The sequence below is a fragment of the Nostoc sp. UCD121 genome, assembly GCF_014222285.1.
In the GTDB taxonomy this organism is placed as follows: Bacteria; Cyanobacteriota; Cyanobacteriia; order Cyanobacteriales; family Nostocaceae; genus Nostoc.
Window position 1 is genome coordinate 1 of record NZ_JACKZS010000334.1, and the last position, 5,200, is coordinate 5,200.

A 5,200-nucleotide genomic window follows, 5' to 3' on the forward strand; every position below is an offset into this window, starting at 1 on the left:
GATATTAAGATAAATAAATATAAGAAGATTATTTATCCTTTGACACAAAATTATAAAGATTTGACTAATTAATTATGTTATAAATATTAAATAAGTTCCTTATGCAAGTATCAAATAAATACTATGCACCCAATAGAGTTTAAGAAGAAGTGGAAATTAACTTATCAAGAGATGGCGTTCGTATTAGGATACGAAAGTGATTACACTGTTCGCTGCTGGGGAATGAAAGGAAGATTTAAGCGAAACCCTCAAAACGTTGTTCACGTAGCTTGCAGCCTTCTAGATGAAAAATGGGCAAGTCAGGGTAAGAAGCTAAATTCTTGTCTTTGAACAAAATTTTTCTCTTGTAGTTGCATTTGCGACTTGCCCGCCACGAAAAAGGCGGGTATTTTTATATGTAGTTAGAAGTTCCAAGAAGTTCTCAGAGTCATGGGGATAGGGAGGTTTACCTGGCAAAATGAAGAACTAACAAGACCAGAAGTTGCGGCGATGTTAAAGCCAAAGGTTTCTGCAAGACAACTACAAGCGTATTTGAACATAGCTCGGAAGTACTTGCCAGAGTTCCAGAAATTCACCAACAAAAAAACAGGTGGTCTAGATGGCTATGCAAAGCTATACGAGTGTCACATTACAGTACTTCAGGAAATTCGCTCACTAGCTAGGGAACATACTTTAGCTGACATAGAAAGTGAATTTCAACAACGAGCATTAAACAAGTCAGAAGTGGGAAGTTGGAAGTAGATTTTTTGTTTTTCTTACTTCCAACTTCGGTAATAAGGTCAAGAAAAAGGGGTAGGGGGTTGTAGTGAGGACGGCATTGGACGTAGCTTTAAAAGCCCGACCAATGCAATTGCCTTAAAATGCAGGACTTAAACACAAAAGGTTGTTGGGGCTATTTCTTCCCACACCCTACACCCCGCCCCAACGGGGCTTGATGATTTTTAGATTTTTCCTAGAACAATGAAAAAAGGAGTAATTGCCTTGACATCTAATAATTCTGTGCGAAGAACACAATCTCAAGTTCTGGCTAAGGCTAGCGCGGCGATTGGGCGCAAGTATCAGCATCACATTTACGCGGCAGGTACGGCGACAATCATTGTCATGCAGTCAATGCCCTCTTATGGGTGGGGCTTATTCGATTCGGCTCAGACAGCAATGACTTGTATGTTCGGCGGCGCTGGAGGTATTGGTGGGGGTGGTGCGGCGGCGGCAACTACGGCCATTAAAGCACTTCCGGCAGTTATAAATGCAACCATCACAGTGCTTTTGTTTGTATACTTTGTGGCTTCTGGGCTTAAGGTGGCCAACGGGATAGGAGAGGGGCAAGAGGTAACGCAGATGGTTCAACAGCCCGTAGGCGTGTTTTTCATAATCCTGGTGCTTTGGATTGCTCAAAGTATCTTATTTAACGGCGTTACAGCCGCTTGTTAGTGATGAGCGAGTACAACAAATCACCCCTCAAGCGCGTAAACCAATCACTCGGACAAAATGCCTCAATCGGTATTTTCACTGGATTTCAATTTGCAGTTGCCTTATTTATGTTTGGCATGGGCTTCATCATAGCGATTATGTTTGGGGCAGGAATAGTTTGGGGACTGCTGGCTGGTGTTTGGTTGAGTGCTACGGTGATAGTTTTATCTGGCAAACGTCCTTACTTGTTCTGGTCAAGAGTGTTCCCAAGCGTTCCAGTTTTCACTCGTGGCTATGTCAGATATTCTTCGCCCCAAAACAAAAAAAGGGCGGGTTCAAAGGGGATGCCTAAACTATGGTAAAAAGCAGCATTCGTAATCAAAAAATAGTACCCTTTGAAGACTTTTTAGACTTAGCAACTTTAGTAAAACTCAAAAAGGGGAACTATCAAATCGGAGCTTACTTGTTGAGTAAAAAACAAGTAAGCGACACTAACAACACGCTGCAATTAGTATTCGGATATGAATGCACTGGCTTTCACCCACTGTTTAATTCATCAGAGAGACTAGAGGCGATGGCCAAGGCTTTTGAAAACGGCTGTAAAGAGTTCTCCGAGGGTGAGAAATTCACCTTTCGTTGGTCTTCGTTTTGCGATGAAGACAAAGTGATTGAAAGCTATCGCCAGAGGCTAGCTAGCCCTGTATCTCCTGAGAGTGAGTTTCTTGATTGGGGGCAAGTTGCCCGAATGCAGGAACTGACACGTAACCATCAGCGCAAGGATATCAAGCTCAGTATTTACACGACTTTTACTGTCCGCCCAGGAGGAACGGAAGGTGGTGACGCGGTAGATAGAGCAATAGTTAAGCTGGCGAACTTTTTACAGCGCAAATTCACCCCAACAGGCGCGACCGAACTCACTCTTCAAAACTTAATTCAAGTTCTTGAAAAAGCGATAATTGTCTCTTTGCGCCATCAACAAATACTATCGGAAATGGGTTTATTTCCCTCGCCCAAATCAGACAAGCAATTGTGGGGCGACCTAATTTATAGAATGGGTGCGAAGGCTGTAAAAGTGCCCCATACCTTGGTTTATGATACTGGTGAATTAAGGGAGGAGATTAACGAAGCCACGCCCAACCCATCGCGGTATAACGACCAATTGCACGCGACATCCGTACTTTTGAATAACGGCATACCCTACGCGGACAGACGCTGGGTATGTTTGCCCCACCAGAGTACTGACAAAAAGAAGTATATCGGCGTAATGACGCTTGCTCAAAAACCAGAGGTATTTGCTTCAACCTATCAGCAAGTACGCTTTTTATGGGACGTATTCTCACGCGAGGTTATTTATGATGTTGAGATAATAACAGAGATTAGCCCAGCCGATCAGAAAATGGTTAGGCTTACCCAACAATTAATTACGAGGCGGTCAATAAATGCCGAGGCGATCGCCAGCAAAAAGACTATTGACATAGGAGCGCAAATTAATACGGAGCGGTCAGTCGATGCTCAGAAGCAGCTATACACGGGTGATGTCCCGGAAAATGTAGCTGTCATAATCCTTGTTTATCGCAATTCTCCTTCCGAAATCGATGATGCTTGCAGGCTGATTTCAGGGTATATCAATCAGCCTGCCGAGTTGATTAGAGAAATGCAATATACATGGTCAATCTGGCTTGACACTTTGCTGTTGAGACAACGACCACAACTGACTTTTCCTTTCAACAGACGCGCCACTTTCTTTGCTAGTGAAGTAATTGGTTTAACGCCAGTTGTGCAAACAGCGCACGGCGATAAACAAGGCTTTGAATTAGTAGCTGATGAGGGTCAATCGTCAGTCTATATCGATTTGTCAAAGCCGAAAAACATGATGGTAATCGGCACTACTGGGAGTGGGAAATCAGTAATTATCGCCTCTATTATTTATCAATGCTTGGCGTTGGGAATGTCAGTATTAATGATTGACTTGCCCAATGATGATGGTTCAGGAACTTTTGGAGACTTCACGCCCTACTTTAATGGATTTTACTTTGATATCTCAAAGGAATCAAACAATCTTGTACAACCGCTAGACCTATCAAAGATTCCTGAGTCGCAGTGGGAGGAAAGGACAAAAGCCCATCGAAATGATATTAATTTAATCGTACTTCAATTAGTTTTAGGAACGCAAAAGTTTGATGGCTTGCTATCACAAACAATAGAATCTGTAATCCCTTTGGGTACAAAAGCCTTTTACGAAGATGCTGACATCAAGGAGCGATTTGAATTAGCGCGAAAAGCAGGGATAAACACCCCAGAGTGGGCGAATACCCCGACATTGGCAGATATGGAGAAATTCTTCTCGCTTGCGTACATTTATTTAGGCTATGAGGACGACAATGTAGAAAAAGCGTTAAATTACATCCGCTTGCGGTTACAGTACTGGCAGGCTAGTAGCATTGGTAGCGCTATCTGCAAGCCTTCAACCTTCCAGGCAGATAGCCAGTTGATTACCTTTGCACTGACTAATCTGCAATCAGGCAAGGATGCAGAAGTGTTCGGGATGAGTGCATATATCGCCGCCTCCCGTCAATCCCTCTCCTCGCCCAATAGTGTATTTTTCATGGATGAGGCTAGCGTATTGCTAGGATTTTCCGCATTGTCGCGGCTTGCGGGTCGGAAATGTGCTACGGCTCGAAAGCAAGGCTGTCGGGTGTTTCTGGCGGCACAGGATGTCATTTCTATCGCCAAATCGGAGGCGGGAGAACAAATATTACAAAATATGCCATTGCGGTTGATTGGGCGTATTGTCCCAGGCGCGGCTAATAGTTTCTCTGAGTTGCTGGGCATCCCTAGAGAAATTATCGATAAAAACGAAAGCTTTGTCCCTAATATTCAGCAGCTATATACGTTGTGGTTGCTCGACTACAACAACAAGTATGTGCGCTGTCGCTATTATCCCTCATATCCCCTGCTGGCATTGGTTGCCAATAGCAGAGAAGAACAAGCCACGCGAGATAAATTCAAGAAAATTCACAGCGACAAGTTCACCTGGGTGGCAGAATTTTCTAAATATTATGTCGAGTGCATCAAACAGGGAAAACCATTATGAAAGTTCTATCATCAGTCATTCATACGAAGCTATTGCTGGCAATACTAGCAGGTGTCGTGTCAATAGTCGGCTTTCAAGTATGGCAATACAACCAAGCTCAATACGAAAAGCTTATTAGCGAAGCGAAGAATGGCTGTGGCGTGTACATAGAATTGGGCGAGGATGCCATCAAGCGCTCCCCCAGCCTGAGAGCATTGAAATATCAAAATAAGCGATTGAGTGGATTAGAGCAACCGGGGATAAACTCTGAATCCGCCGACCCAGGTGCTTATGTCATGCTTTTTCGCTCCCCTGCTTCTACCCTTCCGCCTAATGCTTTGCCTTTCGATGATCCCTTCTTCACCAGTTTATTAAATAAGGAAGAATCACCTAAAACATTAATGGTTCAAGCTGTTTCTTTTGATTTAGCAAAAAAGCAAGCGACCGTAAAATCTCTTTGTACTAAAAAACCTTTTGTAGTAGCCCTGGAGGACTTGTATCTTGAATACCAACCGATTGATCGCAATCTCAGGCGCAGCAATTTTGATATCCTTTTCTAGCCTCCCTGCTAATGCTCAAGCTAGTCAAAACCAATCTTTTTTGACTCAATTCCAACAAATCTATAGTAGCTTGCAGACTTATACCAATTTTATATGAAGCTGCATATAATAGAGAAAACAAACTCGATAAATTAAAAGAACAATGAGCCGCCCTTTT

General features: G+C 43.2%; 5 protein-coding genes. All 5 read left to right on the plus strand.

Going from position 1 to position 5,200, the window contains the following annotated elements:
* Window positions 1–429 precede the first annotated feature (429 nt).
* The 5 genes from GNF10_RS34885 (at window position 430) to GNF10_RS34905 (ending at window position 5,043) form a co-directional block, all read left to right on the plus strand.
* The gene (locus GNF10_RS34885) at window positions 430–741 is read left to right on the plus strand and encodes a hypothetical protein (protein WP_185582021.1); all 312 of its coding nucleotides are present in this window, start codon (window positions 430–432) and stop codon (window positions 739–741) included.
* A 240-nt stretch (window positions 742–981) separates the two neighbouring features.
* Window positions 982–1,431: a hypothetical protein gene (locus GNF10_RS34890; RefSeq protein ID WP_260445959.1), complete on the plus strand. Its 450-nt coding sequence runs from the start codon at window positions 982–984 to the stop codon at window positions 1,429–1,431.
* Window positions 1,432–1,433: 2 nt separating this feature from the next.
* The gene (locus GNF10_RS34895; protein WP_185582019.1) at window positions 1,434–1,772 is read left to right on the plus strand and encodes a hypothetical protein; all 339 of its coding nucleotides are present in this window, start codon (window positions 1,434–1,436) and stop codon (window positions 1,770–1,772) included.
* Window positions 1,766–4,504 carry a DUF87 domain-containing protein gene (locus GNF10_RS34900; RefSeq protein WP_185582018.1) on the plus strand — a complete coding sequence of 913 codons (2,739 nt, stop codon included), beginning with the start codon at window positions 1,766–1,768 and terminating at the stop codon, window positions 4,502–4,504. The genes GNF10_RS34895 and GNF10_RS34900 overlap by 7 nt, the downstream gene beginning before the upstream one ends.
* Entirely contained in the window at window positions 4,501–5,043 is a 543-nt protein-coding gene (locus GNF10_RS34905; protein WP_185582017.1) for a hypothetical protein, read from the plus strand. The genes GNF10_RS34900 and GNF10_RS34905 overlap by 4 nt, the downstream gene beginning before the upstream one ends.
* Window positions 5,044–5,200 lie beyond the last annotated feature (157 nt).